The sequence below is a fragment of the Synechococcus sp. L2F genome (genome assembly GCF_024345695.1).
In the GTDB taxonomy this organism is placed as follows: Bacteria; Cyanobacteriota; Cyanobacteriia; order PCC-6307; family Cyanobiaceae; genus MW101C3.
Window position 1 is genome coordinate 151,187 of the sequence record NZ_JAGQBP010000002.1, and the last position, 16,344, is coordinate 167,530.

The 16,344-nt window shown below is 67.0% G+C and carries 16 protein-coding genes; 2 read left to right on the forward strand and 14 right to left on the reverse strand.

All coding sequences use genetic code 11. The annotated features are described in order from the left end of the window. Window positions 1-56: 56 nt before the first annotated feature. The gene (locus KBZ19_RS05710; protein WP_255100174.1) at window positions 57-893 is read left to right on the forward strand and encodes a pentapeptide repeat-containing protein; all 837 of its coding nucleotides are present in this window, start codon (window positions 57-59) and stop codon (window positions 891-893) included. A gap of 18 nt (window positions 894-911) precedes the next feature. Here KBZ19_RS05710 and KBZ19_RS05715 read toward each other — a convergent pair whose 3' ends face one another. The 6 genes from KBZ19_RS05715 to KBZ19_RS05740 form a co-directional block, all read right to left on the reverse strand. Then, window positions 912-2,684 carry a type II secretion system protein GspD gene (locus tag KBZ19_RS05715; RefSeq protein WP_255100175.1) on the reverse strand — a complete coding sequence of 591 codons (1,773 nt, stop codon included), beginning with the start codon at window positions 2,682-2,684 and terminating at the stop codon, window positions 912-914. Between the two features lie 643 nt (window positions 2,685-3,327). Further along, the gene (locus KBZ19_RS05720) at window positions 3,328-4,071 is read right to left on the reverse strand and encodes a hypothetical protein (RefSeq protein ID WP_255100176.1); all 744 of its coding nucleotides are present in this window, start codon (window positions 4,069-4,071) and stop codon (window positions 3,328-3,330) included. Then, window positions 4,068-4,637 (reverse strand): PilN domain-containing protein, encoded by a 570-nt coding sequence (locus KBZ19_RS05725; protein WP_255100177.1) that lies wholly within the window; start codon window positions 4,635-4,637, stop codon window positions 4,068-4,070. Before KBZ19_RS05725 ends, KBZ19_RS05720 begins: the two co-directional genes overlap by 4 nt. Window positions 4,638-4,763: 126 nt before the next feature. After that, the gene (locus KBZ19_RS05730) at window positions 4,764-5,732 is read right to left on the reverse strand and encodes a hypothetical protein (protein WP_255100178.1); all 969 of its coding nucleotides are present in this window, start codon (window positions 5,730-5,732) and stop codon (window positions 4,764-4,766) included. A gap of 79 nt (window positions 5,733-5,811) precedes the next feature. After that, the gene (locus KBZ19_RS05735) at window positions 5,812-6,990 is read right to left on the reverse strand and encodes a quinone-dependent dihydroorotate dehydrogenase (protein WP_255100179.1); all 1,179 of its coding nucleotides are present in this window, start codon (window positions 6,988-6,990) and stop codon (window positions 5,812-5,814) included. Window positions 6,991-7,001: 11 nt separating this feature from the next. Beyond that, complete coding sequence (locus tag KBZ19_RS05740) at window positions 7,002-7,787, reverse strand: ribonuclease H (protein ID WP_255100180.1); 786 nt, start codon at window positions 7,785-7,787, stop codon at window positions 7,002-7,004. A 62-nt stretch (window positions 7,788-7,849) separates the two neighbouring features. On the opposite strand from KBZ19_RS05740, the gene KBZ19_RS05745 reads away from it, so the two are divergent. Next, window positions 7,850-8,548 carry a DUF3747 domain-containing protein gene (locus KBZ19_RS05745; RefSeq protein WP_094512039.1) on the forward strand — a complete coding sequence of 233 codons (699 nt, stop codon included), beginning with the start codon at window positions 7,850-7,852 and terminating at the stop codon, window positions 8,546-8,548. A gap of 467 nt (window positions 8,549-9,015) precedes the next feature. On the opposite strand, the gene rplL is transcribed toward KBZ19_RS05745, so the two are convergent. From rplL to gloA, 8 genes are all read right to left on the reverse strand, one after another. Then, entirely contained in the window at window positions 9,016-9,399 is a 384-nt protein-coding gene (gene rplL, locus KBZ19_RS05750; RefSeq protein WP_094512042.1) for a 50S ribosomal protein L7/L12, read from the reverse strand. 67 nt (window positions 9,400-9,466) lie between these two features. After that, window positions 9,467-9,994, reverse strand: coding sequence for a 50S ribosomal protein L10 (gene rplJ, locus KBZ19_RS05755; RefSeq protein WP_094512046.1), 528 nt, complete (start codon window positions 9,992-9,994; stop codon window positions 9,467-9,469). Window positions 9,995-10,370: 376 nt separating this feature from the next. Further along, window positions 10,371-11,078 (reverse strand): 50S ribosomal protein L1, encoded by a 708-nt coding sequence (gene rplA / locus KBZ19_RS05760; RefSeq protein ID WP_255100181.1) that lies wholly within the window; start codon window positions 11,076-11,078, stop codon window positions 10,371-10,373. A gap of 147 nt (window positions 11,079-11,225) precedes the next feature. Continuing rightward, complete coding sequence (gene rplK, locus KBZ19_RS05765; protein WP_094512052.1) at window positions 11,226-11,651, reverse strand: 50S ribosomal protein L11; 426 nt, start codon at window positions 11,649-11,651, stop codon at window positions 11,226-11,228. Between the two features lie 185 nt (window positions 11,652-11,836). Then, complete coding sequence (gene nusG, locus KBZ19_RS05770; RefSeq protein WP_255100688.1) at window positions 11,837-12,448, reverse strand: transcription termination/antitermination protein NusG; 612 nt, start codon at window positions 12,446-12,448, stop codon at window positions 11,837-11,839. Window positions 12,449-12,583: 135 nt separating this feature from the next. Then, window positions 12,584-12,832, reverse strand: coding sequence for a preprotein translocase subunit SecE (gene secE, locus KBZ19_RS05775; protein WP_198948268.1), 249 nt, complete (start codon window positions 12,830-12,832; stop codon window positions 12,584-12,586). A gap of 47 nt (window positions 12,833-12,879) precedes the next feature. Beyond that, complete coding sequence (locus KBZ19_RS05780; protein ID WP_255100182.1) at window positions 12,880-15,915, reverse strand: ATP-dependent Clp protease ATP-binding subunit; 3,036 nt, start codon at window positions 15,913-15,915, stop codon at window positions 12,880-12,882. Continuing rightward, window positions 15,902-16,312 carry a lactoylglutathione lyase gene (gene gloA / locus KBZ19_RS05785; protein WP_094512063.1) on the reverse strand — a complete coding sequence of 137 codons (411 nt, stop codon included), beginning with the start codon at window positions 16,310-16,312 and terminating at the stop codon, window positions 15,902-15,904. Before gloA ends, KBZ19_RS05780 begins: the two co-directional genes overlap by 14 nt. Between the last annotated feature and the right edge of the window lie 32 nt (window positions 16,313-16,344).

Genomic DNA, 16,344 nt, shown 5'->3' on the forward strand with positions numbered 1-16,344 from the left:
CGGGACAGGATCCGGCCCCGTTCCAGTCCAGTCAGCCGTGCTGCTCGATAGAACACATGGATCCATGCAAGCACCAGATGATGGGCGGTCTCCAGCCAAGGCTGGCTGTGCTGCTGCTGGGTTCACTGACGGCCTTCGGGCTGATGCCCCCAGCCGGCGCCTCCTCATTTGATGCCGTCGTGCGTCTGCTGGACACGCGTTCCTGCAAGCGCTGCGAGCTGCAGGACGCCGATCTGGTGCGGGCAGACCTGCGCGACGCGGATCTGCGCAACGCCCAGCTGCAGCGCGCCAACCTGAGTGGTGCCCGTCTGGATGGGGCCAAGTTAGGCGGGGCGAATCTCAGCTTCACCAGCCTCCAGGGGGCCTCGCTCAGGGGGGCCGATCTGCGGGGGGCCACGCTGGAAGGCACCGACCTGCGGGAGGCCGACCTCAGTGGCGCCCAGGTCGACACGGGCAGCCTGGCCACCACCCACTGGCAGGGGGCCCGGGGCATCGATCCCGCCCTTCAGGGACACGCCGAGCTGCACAATGCCGGCGTCGCAGCGGCCAAAGCAGGGCGCCTGCCGGAGGCAGAACGCTTCTTCGACGCGGCCATTCAGCGCGACCAGGAGGCGGCGATCAGCTGGGTGGCACGCGGAATCGTGCGCGGAGAGCAAGCCAAGACCGAGCAGGCCGCCGCCGATTTCAGCTATGCCGCTCAGCTCTACGCCACCAGCGGGGATCTGGCCACGTCCGAGCAGTTGCTGGAGGCCTCCGCCAAGCTGAAAAAAGATCCGCGGCAAGGAAAAGACGGAGGCAATGGCTTCGGCAGCCAGGTTGTGGGCGGGGCAATGGGTGTGGTTCAGTTCCTGTTGCCGTTGGCCGCCAAGGCGTTCATCCCCCTGGCGTTCTGAGCCCTCACCGCTGCGGTTTCACTGCGGGTTGCTCATGAATTGGCGGGATTCCGGCGTAGAGGGCTGGAAGCCATAGCCGAAGGTGGCGCCGTCATTGTCGGAGATGATTCGCGGCGTCACCATGATCACCAACTCACGCTTTTCTCGTCGGTTGGAGGAGCCGCGGAAGAACTGGCCGACCAAGGGAAGATCACCAAGAATGGGCCATTTTGTTACCTCGGCGATGTCCACATCGGAAATCACACCGGTGAGGATCAGGGTCTGGCCGTCGCGGACCCGCAGAGCGCCGGTGTCCAGCCGCCGCACGCTGAGAATGCTCACTTCGCTGGTGCAGGAGGGTGGGCCCGGCACCGAGTCAGTGACGGCGGAAATACTGGGGGAAAGTGAGAAGGTCACGAAGCCGTTGTCATCGATTTTCTCGACGCGGGCGCCCAGCACCAGACCAGCTGTCGAGAGTTCCAACGTGCATTGGGTACCACCATTTTCCTGCTGCTCCACCTCAACATTGGTGATCACATTGGTGCCCACCCGCACGACTGATTCGTTGGCACGGCTGCGGGCAATGGGCGAATCGATCGTGTAGGAATCAAGGCCCTGGTTGGAGTTGCCGCTGTCTCCCGCGCCTGCACCGCCATCGCGCAGGCGGGAGGGATTTTCTTGCAGGATCAACGTGGGACTTGCGATCAGCTTGGTGTTGCGCGAAACGATCTGGGCCTGAACAAAGTCGAAGAAGTTGTCTTGCGGGAAGTTCTGGCCGGGATTCCGCCGGAAGCCATCGGTTATGGCAGCGCCGACCGACCGACCGCCATTCAATGCTGCCGCACCAGTGGCCACCAGCCCTGGAAGGTTACTGCCCTCAACCTGAACTTCTCCCGGTGTTGTGCCTTGGGCAGGCGTGAGTTCAACTGTCAGATCGCTAGGAACACCGCGCCGGAAATCACCAGCTGTGGGCGGGAGCCGCGACCCGAATGCACCCAGCAGCTGACCATTGTCATTGACGATGAAGTTATTACCCCAGCGGAACGCAAAGCTGTTGGCAATATCCTGGGAGTTCTCCAGGTTGATATCAAGGATGCGCACAGCAAGGGCCACCTGCCGCTGGCGCAGATCCAGCTGCTTGAGATAGGCCTCAGCGATCGCCACCAGAGAGCTTTCCCCCACCAGGGTGATGGTGCCGAGCCTGGTGTCGGTGGTGCCGATCAGCCCCACCAAAGGCCCCTGGCTGGCGCCGAAGGAGTTGATCTGCGTGGTGGTGGCTGTCGTGGCGGTGGAAGCGGCCGTGTTGTTCGCCGGTGTGCCTGTGGAAGCCACCTCGCTGGAGGTGGATGTGGTGGTGAACGTCTTGTTGATTGTGGCCCCGAGGCTCGCCAGGTAGTCAGCAGCGGAGTTGGCTGACGCCTGATTCAGCCGGTAGACCTTGGAGAGCTGAGATCCGAAGGTTTTGCTCAGCGCGCTGGGGCCAGCAACGATCAGATTGCCTTCCAGCTTTCCCTGCAAACCAGAGGCCAACAGGATCGCGTTCACGGCTCTGGAATAGGCCTCATTACGGAAGGCGATCGACACGCGCCTGGCGTTGATGGCCGTGTCAGGTGGAGCGGGGGTCGCGCCAGGGGCAGGCGAGTCGTCAACGTAGACGAAGCCATAACCACCCATTTGGGCCACGGCCATCAGCGCGTCTTTCGCCGGGGCATTGCGCAGGGTCATGGTCACACTCGGACCCCGCAGGTTCACGAAGCTGCGGTTGCGCAGGAGCATGCTGCCAACGGCCATGTCGCCCACCGGCGGTGCCACCGCCCTGGGTTGCAGCGGCGGCGCAAAGCGCGGCTGATCCACCCGGCCCGGTGTATTGAGGTCAAGCCGGCCGGTCTGGGTGGAACTCTGGCGGGGAGCGGGGAAGGTGAGAATCAGGTTGCGGCCGTCTGCGCTCACCACCGGGCGAGGCATGGAACCCCCACGACTCGGAGACACCTGCAGGAAGAAGCGGGTGCCTTCGCCTTCAAGGCTCACCGTCTCGAAGCCCAGATCCGGCAGGCTCACCCTCTGGGGGCCACGCCGCAGGCTGTTTGGACCGGTGAGGAGGATTTGCCCCTCCCAGCCCCGGTTGTTGGTGAACTGCTGCAGCTGCGGAGCTGCACCGGTGCCTTCGATCACAAACTCCACCGAATCGGGCAGGCGGCGGATCTTCAGCTCCACTGAGCCGGACTGGCTGGCGGGAGGGTTCGTTCCGGCGGCAGGAGTCCCCGGCTGAAATGGGCCCACCTGGGCGGGCGCTGCCATGGCTTCGGCAACCGGCAAAAGGGTCAGCACTGGAAAGGCTGCCGAAAGAGCCAGACTTCCAACTCGTCGCACTGACCGGTTCTCCGCAAATTTCATCGTTGGGGGATCTTATGTGTAGAAGTGAACGTGTGCGACGCGGTGGGCATGAATGGGGAAATCAGGGCGTCGTGGGCTGAGCGGGCTTGGGCGGCTTGGGCGCTGGATCTCCCTCTCGATAGAGAGAGAGATTGAGCTTGAGATCAGCAAGTGGAGGTGAATTAGCTCCAGCAGGGGCACTTGCCTCTCGAAGCGCCACGTTCAGATCGCTCTGCACAACCAGCAGCCCCAGACGCTCCAACCGGCGCAGGAAATCAAGCAGGTTGGGATAACGCCCGCGGGCACTGAGCAGGGTCGTCGCTTTCACCAGGCCACTGGCTTCCAATGGGTCCTGGGGCGGGGGCGGCGGAGCATTGGGGTCGGCGGCAGCCTTTCCTTGGGCCGGTTGGCCCGATGCGGGAGGGGCGCCCTCGGCAGCCGCCGGTGCGGCAGGCGGGGCAACGGGTTCAAACACATCCAGCTGGATACCGGAAGCACTCGCTTCCCGGTTGAGCTGCGCCATGAAGGTATCGAAATCGCCGCTGCCGGCGATGAGCTGCAGAAGGTTGCTCTGCTGCTTGCGGATTTTTTCGGTGTCCTCGATCTGGCGCAGCCGCTGAACGCGCAGCAGGGGAAGACGGCGCTCCATCTCGCGCAATTCATCAAGCTGGACCTGGTTTTGGCGCAGGCTGCTCCAGGGCTGCCAGACCCCGCCGAAGAACACCAGTCCTGAGAGCAGGGCACCGGCGGCGATCGGGAGACCCGCCAGCAGTCCGATCCGCAAGGCAGGGGATGGCGGTTTGATGCCTTCCTGGAGGTTCGTCATGGCAGCACTCCCTCACGGCGGAGCTTCTGCAGCCGCAAGGCGAGGCCTTCAGCGCCGAGGCTCTGCAGCAGGGCCAGGCGCTGGTTGAGTGATTCGGCCGTAGCGCGGAAGCCCGCAGAAATTTCGAAGGCCACCAGATTGGCCTCTGGGCTCGACCCTGACCCTCCTGCTGAGGGCCGGCTTGCTCTGGCCAGGGTGATCTGGCTCGGATCCAGCAGGGGTGAGCCCTGGAGTTGGAGCACCAGAGCATTGATGCGCTCAAAGGCACCCGGATCAGCGCTGCGGCCTTTGATCAAGAGGGCCTGCTTCTCCACCGTGAGTTGGGTCAGCTGCAGGCCGCGAGGGGTGCGCTGGCTCACATCCGTCATCAGCGCCGAACCGGAGCGCAGTGTGATCAGTCCGCCGGCCAGGGACGCGTTGCTGGCGCGGGTTTTGTCATTGGCGGCCTTCTCGGCGGCCAGTTCCTGCTCCAGCTGGGCCACCTGCCCCCGCACCGGTGCCAGACGCTCCAATTCCTGAGAGATCATCTGCTGCTGAATCCGCAGCAGCAGCGAAACGGCCAGCATCGCCACCACCGACGGCGGCGCCGATCAGCAGCAGGCGCCGAGCGTCAAGAGGTGGCGGCCCATCCGCTGGCAGGCCCAGTTCAACCCGGCGTTCGCGCAGCAGGTCAACGGGGGGTAAGGAGGCGCTCATCGGGACAGGTCTCCGGCAGCCAGGCCGCACATCCGCACCAGGGACGCTCCACCGACCGCGTCGGCAGCGGAAGGATCAGGATCGTTCTCGGTGCCGACAATGCTCAGCCACCTTTGCTGCAGGGGGTCGACGATTTCCACGCTCCACGACGGTGTCGGCGAGAGCGTATCGGAAACCTTCGCGCAATCTTGAGCGGGGCCGTAGACCAGCACCCGCACGGACGTCATGCTCGGATCCCGGCGCTGCCAGAACGCCAGACAGGTACGCAGCTCCCTTTCGATCGACATGGCGCCTGCCGTGACCCGCCGGCTGAATTCGGGGATGCCATCACGAACCAGCAACAGATCGGCACTGTCCCCACGGAGCTCGAGCAACACCATCAGTTCGCCGGCAGGAGCCGCAGCAATCAGAGGATCCAACGCCCGCAGCGTCACAACCTGGGCGGGCTCAAGGCAGACAAGATCCAAGGCGGCAATGGAGAACACCTCCACCCAGGCCTGGATCATGGCGCGCTGGCCGATGGCCACCAGCGAGGTGGGGGGGCGGGATGGATCCCGCGAGGGGAGAGGCCCAAGAGTGATGTAGGTCTGGCTCATTGGGAATGGGAGCCCCAGATCCGGGTTCAACTCCCGCAGCGCCAGGTCGGGCTGCTCAGGCCAGTCGTCATAGGGCCACTCCACCACCCGGAGCGTGCAGGCAGCGGCGGGCAAGGCCGCCACCACCTCCGCCCCCATCAAGTTGAGCTCCACCACCAGATCACCGATCAGGTCCCCAAGGGCCGCTTTCTGCTGAGGTTGGCCACCGCTGCAGGTGCCGCGTGGCAACGGCACAGTGCGCAGCAAAGTGCCTGTGGGCGGGTAGGTGGCTCCCTTCAAATGCATCAAGGTGACTTGCTCGTCTTCCAGCACCAGCAGGAGGCGGGGAGGGAACAGACGGGCCGTCAGAGGCCGCAGCCGTTCTTGCAAGCCAGCGAGAACCAAGATCGGCGACGAAAAGATGCGCGAATCGTATCGGCAGACTTCCGCCGATGCACCGAATCGCTCGCTAGGCGCTCAGGTAAGGCAAACCGCTGCCCACCGCTTCGCCGATATGGCGGCAGCCGTGGCGGTCGAGTTGCTGCTGGAGGCCTTCAAGGATGGTTGGCACAAGTGCAGGCCCGGCGTAGATCCAACCGGTGTACAGCTGAATCAACGACGCCCCCGCCGTGATGCGCTCCCAGGCGGATTCAGGCGAGTCGATGCCACCCACCCCCACCAGTGGCAGGGCTGGTCCAGCCGTGGCCCGCAGCCGGCGCAGCACCTCCAGCGCACGGCCACGCAGCGGGGCGCCACTCAGGCCACCGGCCTCCTCCTCCAGGGTGCGTCCGGTCTGCGCGAGGCGGCGCTTCTCCAGGCCCCGACGGTTCAAGCTGGTGTTCACGGCGATCACGCCAGCCAGCCCCTCCTGATAAGCCAACCGCGCGATCGTGTCGATGGCGTCGTCTTCCAGATCAGGAGCGATCTTCACCAGCAGGGGCGGGCAACCTGGCAGGCGGCGCAACCGCTCCACCAGCCGTCGCAGCTGGGTGGCGTCCTGCAGGTCCCGCAGCCCCGGGGTGTTGGGAGAGCTCACGTTGATCACCGCGTAATCGGCCAGCGGGGCCAGCAGCTCCAGCGTGGAGGCGTAGTCGTCGGGGGCGCGCTCGAGCGAGGTAATCCTGGATTTGCCCAGGTTGAGGCCAAGCACGGCCGGACGTTGCCCGGCCGGCGGCAGGTGCTGCTCTTCCAGGGTGCGTTTGGCAGCCACAGCGCCGTTGTTGTTGAAACCCATCCGGTTGAGGGCGGCCCGCTCCTGCGAGAGGCGGAACAGGCGGGGCCGCGGATTGCCGGGCTGGCCGTGCCAGGTGATCGTGCCGAGCTCGGCGAAACCGAAGCCGAACAGGTGCCAGATGCCAGCCGCCACAGCGTTCTTGTCAAAGCCGGCCGCCAGGCCCAGCGGATTGGCGAAGCGGCATCCGAACAGGGTCTGCTCGAGGCGGAGATCCGGCCGCTGCAATTCCGCCCCCAGGCCCGCCAGGCTGCCCGACACCAATGGCCAGTGCCGGCGCCGGGAGGCCAGCCCCAAGGCGGTGAGAGTGAGCTGGGTGAGCTGTTCGGCGTCGGCCCCGTCATCGCGGGCGAGCAACGGACCGACCCAGCGCCGATAGAGCGCTTCGGTGCTGGACAGGGGCGGGGCCGATGCCATGGGGGGTTCCATCAACGACGCTCCAGGCGCCAGCGACATTGGTCGAGCGAGCGGACGTGCCAATCGCGCCAGACCCAGTCGCCGGGACGCTCGGCCAAACGGGCGAGGGGAAGATCCACCAGCTGGGCCAGCTCGGCTGCCGAGAGGGTAAACCCGCCGTCCGCCAACCGGTCCGCCAGTTCCAGGCGGCTGAGCAAGGCGGTCAGTGCCGGTGGCGCAGGGTCGTCAGCAGGGGTGCCGGCAGCAAGGGGGTCACCGGACGCGGGTACAGAGGTGGCCGGTGGAGGAACAGAAGCAACAAGAGGAGCGGCGCCTGCGGCAGCGCGCCCGGCCAGGGCAGGTCTGCCGCCGCGGGAAAAGGCCACGGCGATCACGTCGCAGCGGTCGTTGTCGGGGTCGCCGCTGTGGCCGCGCACGTGCACGAGCGGCACATCCGGCAGCCGGGCCCGATCCAGCGCTTCCCAGAGGTCTTTGTTGAGCACCGGGCTGCCCGAGGCGGTGCGCCAGCCCTTGCGCTTCCAGCCAGCCATCCAGCGCTGCAGGCCATCGATGAGGTAGCGGCTGTCGGTGCGCAGTCGCAGATCCGGGTGGCGTGGCAGCTCGCGCAGGCGCTCCAGCACCGCCAGGGCCGCCGTCAGTTCCATGCGGTTGTTCGTGGTGGCCGGATCCGCACCCCCCAGTTCGATCATGCTGCCGTCTTCGAAGCGCAGCAGTGCCCCCCAGCCCCCTGGGCCCGGGTTGCCACTGCAGGCCCCATCACAGGCCGCTGCCACCACCCGCACCGGCTCAGCACCCACTGGGCGTCAGGCGAAAAGTTCGGTAAACATTGGATCCCCCTCGGGCCAGGACGCACACGATCATGAAGCGAACTTACCTGGCCCTGGCGGGACTCGGTCTGGCGATGGCCGCCGCCCCTGCCGTGAACAGTTCCGTGGCCCTGGCCCAGGGCGTGTTCAACAGCGTGCCTGTGGATGCCTCCCGCTTTGCGGTGCTGGCCAAGCCGGTGGGCTCGGCCGACTGGTCGCTGCTGGTGCTCGAGCAACTGGCACCCCGGCCGCTGTGCTGGGAACAGCGGCCGGATGGCCTGGTGGATCCCTCCCTCAACCGCTTCGATTTCACCGGCATCTGCAGCCGTTATCTCGACAGCAACGGCTACTCGCTGCGGGTCGCCGATCAGGATCTGGCCAGCCGCTACCGCCTGCGGCTGCGGCAGGTGGGCCAGGAGCTTCAGCTGCAGGCGATGAGCCCCACGGAAACCACCACCCTGGTCGTGGGGCGCGGCACCGTGCCGCTGCGCGATCGGGATGCCTTTGTGGCCATCACCCTGGAGCCCGACTGGCAGCTCAACCGCCGCGCCTTCGGCAACCAGACCCTCAGCCACGTGTATTTCGCCAACGGCACGCCGCTGGAGGACCTGCTGGCACGGGCCGCTCAGGCAAGGGGCTCGCTCGTGGCCGGCCGCCAACGCCCACTGCTGGGCCGCAGGGACGACAGCAGGCCCTCCTACGAAGAAACCGAGGGACCGATCGCCCTGCAGGTGGTGCCGTTCGAGGAGTGAACACCGAGGGGATCGGGGCGGCCACGAAAGGAGCAGCAACAGCCGCGGTGACAGTTGAACCAGCGACCCATTCCCCCACTCCCCCCTTTTCAGCAGCGTTAACGTTCGGGGGTGTGAGGGGTGAGGGACGACCTTCAAGGGTCGAAACAAGGACAGACTCCCTGAAACGTCCCACCTCTAAAGCCCTGCCTTCGGCGGGGCTTTTTTTTGTCTTGACGGTTCCGCGGCGGCTGGGGAGGCCAAGCTGCTTCAGGACGGCAGGCCAAGCAAGCCGCTCCAGCCGAGGGGACCAGCAGATCACGCCCACAAAAAAGCCAGCCTCGGGGGCTGGCTTCAAGAGGAAATGGGTAAGCAGACGGACCCCGGGAGGGAGCCCGAAGGCCAGCCGGGCCGTTGAGGCCGATCGGGCCAGGGAGAAAAGGCCGGAAACAAGCGGGGTGGGGCAGCCGAACGGCCACCCCCGGAGATCACTTGACGGTGACCTTGCCGCCCACTTCTTCGATGGCCTTCTTGATGGCTTCGGCTTCGTCTTTGGAGACGCCTTCCTTGATGGCCTTGGGAGCCGCTTCGACGAGAGCCTTGGCTTCGCCGAGGCCGAGGCCCGTGACTTCACGGACGGCCTTGAGCACCTTGATCTTGGAAGCAGCGTCGAAGCCGTCGAGCACGGCATCGAATTCGGTTTGCTCTTCGACGGCCTCAGCGGCAGCAGCAGGAGCCGCCATCATCACGGCGCCGGCGGAAGCGGCGGCGGACACGCCGAAGGCTTCTTCGATCTGCTTGACGAGCTCGGAAGCTTCCAGCAGGGAGAGGGTTTTGAGCGACTCGAGGATGGAGTCAGTGGTGGCGGACATGGTTGAGATTCAGCAACAGATCGGGTGAATGGGGAGCGACGACTCCAGGAATCGCCACAGTCGGCGGTCAGCCTTCGCCGGAATCGGCGTGCTGCTTGAGCGCTCGGGCAAGACCGGACGGAACTTCGTTGATGCCCACAGCCAGCTTGGTGGCCACGGCGTTGATCGCACCTGCGATCTGCGCCAGCAGCACCTCCTTGGAGGGCAGCTCACCGATGGCCTTGACGTCGTTCTGGGAAAGGAGCTTGCCTTCGAAAAGGCCTCCTTTCACTTCCGACTTCTTCGTGTCCTTCTGGAAGGACTGAACGGCCTTGACGGCAGTGCCGACGTCGCCCTTGATCAGGACGAACGCGTTGGTGCCGGTGAGCAGGGAATCAAGTTCCGACCAGGCACTGTTTCCATCGATCGCTCGGCGCATCAAGGTGTTTTTGGTCACCTTGCAGATGCCGTTGCTGGCCCGCAGGCGGGTGCGCAGGTCGGACATCTCCTTGATCGACAGGCCCTTGAAATCAAGGACCAGTGCCATTTCCGATGCACCGAGGAGCCCTTTGAGCTCTTCGACGATCTGTTGCTTGCTCTCCAGTTTGCGGCCCATAGGAGTGGAACGAATCGGTGGGAACAAGCCGGGCCCGCGGCCCCTGAAGCCCCTCACTCAAAGTGCCGCTCCTTGAAGGTGGCGGCCCGCAAAGGCCAGCACCGCTGGGGCGTTTGGAGTGACGGACCCGCTCCCGTTTCAAACGGGGGCGCGACGAGGCCGCCTGACGATTCGCACCACCGGAAACCGGAGCGCCAAACCTTCCGCGAGCACCTCGGCAGGACTTATGAACAAACGGACTCCCGGAAGGTTTCCCGGAAGCTCGATCGCTCACCTGCTGTCTTGGGTTGGGCGCGTGCCCTCTGGACAAGCCAGTGGATCACCCTACACCGGCGACCTGCCCGCTTCCGGGCCCTCGGCGCTCAGCCGTCGGAGCTCAGCTGTCGCGCTTGATGTCCTGCAGCACGGTGACATCCACCTGCACCGACGGACCCATGGTGGAGGTGAGATAGAGGCTCTTCCAGTAGCGACCCTTGGCACCGCTGGGTTTCTGGCGGTCGATCACTTCCTGCAGTGCCTTGAGGTTCTCCAGCAGCTTCTCGGTGCTGAAGCTGGCCTTGCCGAAGCGCACGTGCACGATGCCGGTGCGGTCAGCACGGAATTCCAGTTTGCCGGCCTTGAATTCATTGATGGCGGCGGCGAGGTCGGTGGCCACGGTGCCGGCCTTGGGGTTCGGCATCAAGCCGCGCGGACCGAGCACACGGCCCAGCTTGGCCACCTTGGGCATCATGTCCGGGGTGGCGATCAGCAGGTCGAAGTCGATCTGGCCGCCGGCGATCGACTCGACCAGATCCTCATCACCGGCGAGGTCGGCGCCGGCAGCCTTGGCTTCGGCGACCTTCTCACCACGGGCGATCACGGCAATGCGGATGCTCTGACCCGTGCCGTTCGGCAGGGCGACCGTGGTGCGGAGCTGCTGGTCGGTGTACTTGGGGTCGATGCCGAGGCGGGCGTGGGCCTCGATCGTTTCGTCGAATTTCGCGGTGGCGTTGGCCTTGACGAGCTCGATGGCCTCGAGAGGCTCGTAGGCCTGGTCTTTGACCGTTTCGGCCAGGGCGGTGTAACGCTTGGAAGGGTTCGGCATGGTGGGAGTTGGGGTGCGGGCGACGGAGCCGGCGGGCGCATGAGGCCCGGGCCCTGGGTCTCCCCCGGGTGGGGTGAAAAGGAAAGGAGCAGGGAACTGGATCCGGCCCGCGGGCCTCGGCCAGTGGCGACATCAGGCCGGGGGCCTTCAGTCGCGGACGGCGACACCCATGTTGCGGGCGGTGCCTTCGATGATGCGCATGGCCGCCTCGACACTGCTGGTGTTGAGGTCGGGGAGCTTGGTCTTGGCGATCTCCTCGAGCTGGGCGCGGCTGATGGCACCGGCATCTCCCTTGGCGGAAGTGGCGGCACCTTTGGGAATCCCTGCAGCCTTGGAGATCAGCACCGACGCCGGCGGGGTCTTGGTGATGAAGGTGAAGCTGCGGTCTTCAAAGACCGAGATCTCCACCGGGATCACATACCCGGCTTTGTCCTGGGTGCGGGCGTTGTACTCCTTGCAGAACGCCATGATGTTGACGCCGTGCTGACCGAGGGCGGGACCCACGGGCGGAGCAGGGTTGGCTTTGCCGGCATTGAGGGCCAGCTTGATCACGGCTACGACTTTCTTGGCCATCGGCTGGTCTGGGGAACGGAAACTCCCTCGCGGGAGATGGGGGCGTACGCCCCGGTGGGCTGGACAGGATCTCCCCGAGGGGAGGTGTGCGGATCGCCGTTCGCGGGGAGCGGCGGTGTGGTGTGTCCGCCGCAGGCGGTGAACACACCCAGGGCCACCCTCCGCAGGGAGGCGGCCGCTGGTGATCAGCTCTGCTTGCTGATCTGGGAGAACTCGAGCTCCACCGGGGTTTCCCGGCCGAAGATCGAGAGCAGAGCCTTGAGCTTGCTGCGCTCTCCCGACACTTCGATCACCTCGCCCTGGAAATCCTTGAACGGCCCAGCTGTCACGAGGATCTGATCCCCCTCGGTGATGTCGACCTTCACCAGTGGCTTCTTCTCAGCAGCGCGCTTGAAGATGCGCTCCACCTCGGGCCGGGTGAGGGGCCGGGGCTTGATGTGGCCACGGGCACGGCCGGTGGCGCGGCGCTCTTCGGCCCCCACGAAGTTGATCACGTTCGGGGTGCTCCGCACCGCCATCATCGTGTCTTCGTCGAGCACCATACGCACCAGCACGTAACCGGGGAACACCTTCTCCTCGGTGGACTGACGGCTGCCGTCTTTCTTGAGCTTGATGGCAGGCGTCTGCGGGATCTCGATCTCGAGGATGCGGTTACTGACGCCCAGGGTGATCGCCCGCTGCTCCAGGGTGGCCTTGACCTTCTTCTCGCAGCTGGAGGCCACCTGCACTGCGTACCAGCGGGCCACCTGCGGCTTGGCCTCGGCTTCAGCGGCGGCGGCCGGATCGACAGCTGCCAGGTCGACCGCCGCAGCGCTCAGGGCGTCAGCGTCGGTGAGATCGACGGCAGCGAGATCAGCAGGGGCGAGTTCGGCTTCTGACACGAGGTTGAGGAAAGGACGACGAGGCGGCGTGGGGAATGCGGGGCGGGAGGATCAGCGGAAGATCTGGGAGGACAGCCAGCCGAAGAGGCGATCGATCGCGGCGATCGAGGCAGCCGACAGGCCCACCATCAGGATCACCGCCACCGATTCGCTGAACAGTTGCTGGCGGCTGGGCCAGACCACCTTGCGCAGCTCTTCCAGCAGCGAGGGGAAAAAGCCCGTGGCTGCCGCCCCTGCCGGCGGCGTGGGCTCTGCCTCAGGCAAGGTTTCGGTGGTGGTGGAGCGGGTAGGGGATTCCACGGTGGCCTGCGCACCGGTGCGATCGCACGAACCGGCAAACAGACACCCTACCGGACGTCACTGCCAGCCCCGGCCAGCGGCGTGAAGCGAAAGCGGGCCGCCGGGTCGCCCTCGGCCGCATCCGCCAGGCTCACCCGCACGCCCCAGGCGCCGCTGAAGTGGTCGGCCAGCAGCTCAGTGGCCAGCGGGTTCTCCACGCTGCGCCGCAACAGGCGCCGCAGTGGCCGGGCGCCGTACTCCGGCTCATAGCCCTGGAGCGCCAGGCAGGCCACCACCCCGTCCTCCACCTGCAGCTGCAAGCGCTGCTCCGCCAGCAGGGTGGCCAGATCGGCCAGCTGCAGGCGAACGATGCGCTCCAGGTCGGTGGCGGCCAGCGGGCGGAAGCGGATCACCTCATCGATGCGGTTGAGGAATTCGGGCCGGAACTGGGAGGCCAGCGCCCGCTCCACGGCCGCATCGAGTGCGGCATCCAGTGCCAGGACATCCGGCGGCGAGGCCTCAGGGGCACCAGCGGCGGCACCGGCACGGGCCCGCTCCAGGATGGCGCGGCTGGCCAGGTTGCTGGTCATCACCACCACGGTGTTCCGGAAGTCGACGGTGCGCCCCTGGGAATCGGTGAGCCGCCCGTCGTCGAGCACCTGCAGCAGCAGGTTGAACACCTCAGGGTGGGCCTTCTCCACTTCATCCAGCAACAACACGGCGTAGGGCCGGCGCCGCACCGCCTCGGTGAGCTGGCCGCCCTCCTCGTAGCCCACATAGCCGGGCGGAGCCCCCAGCAGGCGAGCCACGGCATTGCGCTCCATGAACTCACTCATATCGAGGCGCACCAGGGCCTCCTCCTCGTCGAAGAGCGCTGCCGCCAGCGCCTTGGCCAGTTCCGTCTTGCCGACACCGGTGGGGCCGAGGAACAGGAAGGAGCCCACCGGCCGACGCGGATCCTGCATGCCGGCCCGGGCACGGCGGATCGCCGCCGCCACGGCCGCGACGGCCTCGGGCTGGCCGATCACCCGTTCCCCCAGCCGTGCTTCCAGCTCCAGCAGCTTCTGGCGTTCGCCGGCCAGCAGCCGCTGCATGGGGATGCCGGTCCAGCGGGCCACCACATCGGCGATGTCGCCCTCCTCCACCTGCTCCCGCAGCAGAGCCAGCCCGCCCTGCTGGGCGCTCTGCAGCTCGTCCTCGAGGGCGTTGCGCCGCTGCTGCACGCCGTGGAGCTGGTCGTACTGCAGACGGGCCGCCTCCTCCAGATCACCGTCGCGCTCGGCTTCGGCGATGGCGTGGCGCAGGTCTTCGTCCTGCTGGAGCAGCTCGCGCAGCTCGGCCAGCCGCTCCCGCTCCGCCTGCCAGCGGTGCTGCAGCTCCTGCAGCCGGGCCAGGGCGAGGCGACGCTCCTCCTGGCGCTGCAGTCGTTCGGCCAGCGGGGCGGCTTCGGCCGCAAGCAGGGCCAGCTCCACGCGGCGCAGCTCAGCCTCGGCCATCTCCACCACCTGGGGCTTGGAGGTGACCTCCATGCGCAGCTGAGCGGCGGCCTCGTCGATCAGGTCGATCGCCTTGTCCGGGAGGCAGCGATCGGCGATGTAGCGATCGGCGAGACGGGTGGCCGCCACCAGGGCGCCGTCGGTGATGGTGACGCCGTGGTGCAGCTCGTAGCGCTCCTTCAGGCCGCGCAGGATCTGCAGGCTCACTTCCAGGTTGGGCTCCCGGATCACCACCTGCTGGAAGCGGCGGTTGAGGGCCGGATCCTTCTCCACCGTGCGGCGGTAGTCCTCGGGAGTGGTGGCGCCGATGCAGCGCAGGTCGCCGCGGGCGAGGGCTGGTTTGAGGATGCTGCCGGCGTCGGCGCTGGAGCGGTCAGTGCTCACCACGGTGTGCAGCTCGTCGATGAACAGCACCACGCCCGCATCGGGGTCGCTCACTTCCGCCAGCACGCTGCGCAGCCGTTCCTCGAACTGCCCGCGGAACTTGGCGCCGGCAATCAGGGCACCGAGATCGAGGCCGATCAGGCGGATCCCCTTGAGCGAATCGGGCACTTCGCCGGCCACGATCCGCTGGGCCAGCAGCTCGGCGATGGCGGTCTTGCCAACGCCCGGCTCACCGATCAGCACCGGGTTGTTCTTGCCGCGGCGCGAGAGCACCTGGATCAGGCGGCGGATTTCGGTGTCGCGGCCGATCACCGGATCCAGCAGGCCGGCGCGGGCGGCGGCGGTGAGGTCGCGGCCGTACTGCTCGAGAGCAGAGGGCTCGACCTCCAGCCGCAGGCCATCGGAACCGCCGTCGGCCTCGGGAGCTGCACTGGGAGCCGGGCCGGTGGCCGGGACAGCCGCAGGGATCGCCCGGACGGAGCCAGAGCCCATGGGGCGCGTGGCCGGAGGAGCGGCGGGGGCAGCGGAGCGAGCGGCCGCAGGGGCAGCCTGAGCCCCAGTGCGGCTGGCGCCCTGGTAAGGGAAGGGCACCGGGGGGGCGGCGTCGATCCAGTCGTCAGCCTCTCCCTCCCCGCCGTCTTCCCGCTCCGCCTCAGCCGTTGCGGCGCGGGTAGACGCGGCATCAGCGACCGCCACGCCTGCGGATGGGACGGCCAGGCGGCGGGCTCCACTGCCAGCCTCAGGCCGCAACAGGCGCAGCAGGCGTTCCTCGCTCAGGCCCTCAGCGGCCAGCAGGCTGCCGCCGATGCGGGGCTCATCCAGCAGGGCCAGCAGAAGATGGGGCACGTCGATCAGGCGGGAGCCCCAGCCGGCACGGCGTCGATCGGCCGCCTCCAGCAGATCCTCGAGGGCGTCGCCGACGAACAGCTCCTCCCCGGCGGCACCCGGCTGGTCGGCGCAGAAAGCCTCGATGCGATCGAGCAGGCGATCGGCATCCAGCGGCAGCGGATCGATCCAGGGGGCATAGCGCGGGTCCTGGAAGAGCACCTGCAGCAGGTGTTCCACATCCAGCTGGCCATGGCGCCAGCGGCGGGCCTGATCCTGGCCGGCCAGCAGCAGCTCCCAGGCCGCCTCGCTGAAGCGGTCGGGGTCGGCCGTGAGGCTGGCCGGCGGCGAGGCGGCGGCAGCGGCAGCGGTGTCGGGGTAACGCTCAGGCGGCTGCATCGGCCCCCGCAGCAGCGGGCCGCTGGATCAGCTCCACCTTGTAGCCGTCAGGGTCCTCCACGAAGGCGATCACGGTGCTGCCGTGCTGCATCGGCCCCGGCTCGCGCACAACGCGGCCCCCTTTGCCGGCGATGGCGGCGCAGGTGCCGTAAATGTCTTCGACACCGATGGCGATGTGGCCGTAGCCGGTGCCGATCTCGTAGCTGCTGGTGTCCCAGTTGTGGGTGAGCTCGAGCGCCGTGGTGTCGCTCTCGTCGCCGTAGCCCACGAAGGCCAGGGTGAAGCGGCCGGCGGGGTACTCACGCCGGCGCAGCAGTCGCATGCCCAGCACCTCGGTATAGAAGGCGAGGGAGCGCTCCAGATCGCCCACCCGGAGCATGGTGTGCAGCAGACGCATCAACGGGGAGCGGGATCGCCCCATTCTGGCCG